At 67.5% G+C, this 2,739-nt stretch carries 3 protein-coding genes; all 3 read left to right on the top strand.

The genetic code is table 11. The features are described 5' to 3' along the window. Window positions 1–49: 49 nt before the first annotated feature. The gene (locus V7Q39_RS20455) at window positions 50–1,285 is read left to right on the top strand and encodes a Tm-1-like ATP-binding domain-containing protein (protein WP_333818449.1); all 1,236 of its coding nucleotides are present in this window, start codon (window positions 50–52) and stop codon (window positions 1,283–1,285) included. 183 nt (window positions 1,286–1,468) lie between these two features. Further along, complete coding sequence (locus tag V7Q39_RS20450; RefSeq protein WP_333818448.1) at window positions 1,469–2,482, top strand: BMP family protein; 1,014 nt, start codon at window positions 1,469–1,471, stop codon at window positions 2,480–2,482. Continuing rightward, window positions 2,479–2,739, top strand: a 261-nt coding sequence (locus V7Q39_RS20445; protein WP_333818446.1) for an ATP-binding cassette domain-containing protein, incomplete at its 3' end; no start/stop codon positions are given. The genes V7Q39_RS20450 and V7Q39_RS20445, both read left to right, overlap by 4 nt.

Below are 2,739 nucleotides of genomic sequence, written 5' to 3'. Positions count from 1 at the left end.
TGCACGCGCTGGAGAAATACACCGACCTCAAGACCGCGTGGATCCAGCTGTGACCGCGCCCTGCATCCTTGTCGCCGGGACCTGGGACACCAAGGACGCGGAGCTTGGCTACATGCGCGACGTGATCCTGCGCCAGGGGGGCCGCGTCCTGACCATGGATGTCTCGGTCTTGGGCGATCCTTCGACCCCCAGCGACATCTCCAAGCACCAGGTGGCCGAGGCAGCGGGGTCCAGCATCGCCGCAGCCATAGCGGCAGAGGACGAGAATACCGCCATGCAGGTCATGGCGACCGGGGCGGCGCGGCTGGCCGCGGCGGCCCATGCCGAGGGGCGCATCCAGGGGGTGATCGTGCTGGGCGGCACGATGGGAACCGACCTAGCGCTGGACCTGTGTTCCGCCCTGCCGCTGGGGGTGCCGAAATATGTGGTCTCCACCGTCAGCTTCAGCCCCATGCTGCCGCCGGAGCGGCTGCCCGCGGATATCCAGATGATCCTTTGGGCTGGGGGGCTTTACGGGCTGAACTCGATCTGCAAGGCCTCGCTGTCGCAGGCCGCAGGCGCCGTCCTGGGCGCCGCGCGGGCGGTGGAGCCGCCGCAAAGGGACCGCCCGCTGATCGGGATGACCAGCTTCGGCAAGACGGTGCTGCGCTACATGGTCAGCCTGAAACCGGCGCTTGAGGCGCGCGGGTTCGAGGTGGCGGTGTTCCATGCCACGGGCATGGGTGGGCGGGCCTTCGAGAGCCTCGCCGCCGAAGGGGCCTTTGCCGCCGTGCTGGACTTCGCGCCGCAGGAGGTGGGGAACCATCTCTTCGGCTCGGCGATCACGGCGGGGCCGGACCGGATGATCTCGGCGGGCGCGCGCGGCATCCCCCAGATCGTTTCCATCGGCTGCTACGATCTGGTCGATCTGGTCGGCTGGCACCCGGTCCCTTCGCATCTGGAAGGGCTGCCGGGGCACGCACACAACCGGCTTCTGTCCTCCGTCGTGCTGGACGCCGACGGACGGCGCAAGGTGGCGCGCGCGATTATGGGCAAGCTGGCGGAGGCGAAGGGCGAGGTGGTGTTCCTGCTGCCGACCCGAGGCGGCAACGAATGGGACCGGGAGGGTGGGCCCCTGTGCGATGCCGAGGGGCTGGCGGCCTTTGTCAATGAGGTGCGCCGCGCCTGCCCGCCGAATGTCCGGCTGGTGGAGATGGAGGCCCATATCAACGACCCGGCCTTCAGCGAGGCCGCTCTCACGGTGGTGGAAGACTGGATCGCCCGCGGGGTTCTGGCCGGGCGCTGAGCCTCCGGACTTCACGCGCCGCCTTCAGGATAGGCGGCAAGCCCATGATATGCAGAAATATTCGCCTTCCGGGGGATTGAAGGCCGTCCTGCCTTCCCCGCCAAACTGCTGCTTGTGCCGAATCGGCAATGGGTTTTACCTCTTGGTCAAAATCAGCCAGAACCAACAGGGATGGGACAAGCTATGACCACGGGAACCTTCACGGTATCGCGGCGCGGACTGCTCGCAGGCGGGGCCGCGGCGCTGGCGGCGGCGAACCTGCCGCGCGCTGCGCTGGCGCAGGAGCCGCTCAAGATGGCGGGCATCTACACGGTGCCGGTGGAACAGCAATGGGTCAGCCGCATCCACATCGCAGCCGAGGCGCTGAAGGCCGCGGGAACGGTGGACTACAGCTATACCGAGAACGTGGCGAACACCGACTATCCCCGCGTGATGCGCGAATATTGCGAGGCAGGGGTCAAGCTGATCGTCGGCGAGATTTTCGGGGCCGAGGCCGAAGCGCGCGAGGTGGCGGCGGAATATCCGGACGTGGCCTTCCTGCTGGGCTCCTCCTTCCCGCCGGATGAGGCGGCGAGCCCGAACCTTGGCGTCTTCGACAACTACATCCAGGATGCGGCCTACCTGTCCGGCATCGTCGCGGGGGGCATGACCGCGGGAAATATCGGCATGGTCGGCGGCTTCCCGATCCCCGAGGTCAACCGGCTGATGAACGCCTTCATGGCCGGCGTGCGCGAGGTGAAGCCGGACGCCAAGTTTCAGGTCAGCTTCATTGGATCCTGGTTCGACCCGCCCAAGGCGAAGGAGACCGCCTTCGCGATGATCGATGGCGGGGCGGACCTGATGTATGCGGAACGCTTCGGCGTGTCGGACGCGGCAAAGGAACGCGGCGTGCTGGCCATCGGCAATGTCATCGACACGCAGGGCGACTACCCGGAGACGGTCGTCACCTCGGCGCTGTGGCACTTCGAGCCAACGTTGAATGCCGCCGTCGCGGCGATCCAGGGCGGAACCTTCAAGGCCGACAACTACGGGGTCTATTCCTACATGACCGCGGGCGGCTGCTCGCTGGCGCCGCTCGGCACCTTCGAGGGCAAGGTCCCTGCCGAGATCATGGCCAAGGTCGCCGAGAAGGAGGCCGCGATCAAGGACGGCAGCTTCACCGTGGCCATCGACGACAGCGAGCCGAAGTCGTCGTGAACCGGGACGAGGGGGCGGAGGTCGTCCTCCGCCTCGACCGTATCTCCAAGGCCTTCGGGGCGCTGAAGGCGAACGACGGAGTGTCGCTGACCTTGCGGCGCGGCGAGGTCGTGGCGCTGCTTGGGGAAAACGGCGCGGGGAAGACGACGCTGATGAACATCCTCTTCGGTCACTATGTGGCCGACGAGGGGGGTGTGGAGGTCTTCGGCCAGCCCCTGCCCCCCGGCAACCCGCGCGCGGCGCTGGCGGCGGGGGTG

It is taken from the genome of Tabrizicola sp. (genome assembly GCF_036781545.1).
GTDB lineage: Bacteria > Pseudomonadota > Alphaproteobacteria > Rhodobacterales > Rhodobacteraceae > Tabrizicola.
This window is presented reverse-complemented; position numbering and strand designations above follow the sequence as displayed.